General features: G+C 54.9%; 1 rRNA gene. It reads right to left on the bottom strand.

The window, feature by feature from the left end:
• Positions 1 to 38 precede the first annotated feature (38 nt).
• Positions 39 to 246 (bottom strand): 16S ribosomal RNA (locus MW695_RS23325); the annotation flags it as partial.

Genomic DNA, 246 nt, shown 5'->3' with positions numbered 1-246 from the left:
CCGAGGTTGTTCGTCGATTAGAGTTAGTTACTCCATAGAAAGGAGGTGATCCAGCCGCACCTTCCGATACGGCTACCTTGTTACGACTTCACCCCAATCATCTGTCCCACCTTAGGCGGCTGGCTCCAAAAGGTTACCCCACCGACTTCGGGTGTTACAAACTCTCGTGGTGTGACGGGCGGTGTGTACAAGGCCCGGGAACGTATTCACCGCGGCATGCTGATCCGCGATTACTAGCAATTCCGG

The sequence above is a fragment of the Halalkalibacter sp. APA_J-10(15) genome (genome assembly GCF_023017105.1).
Classification (GTDB): Bacteria; Bacillota; Bacilli; order Bacillales; family Bacillaceae_D; genus Halalkalibacter.
This window is presented reverse-complemented; position numbering and strand designations above follow the sequence as displayed.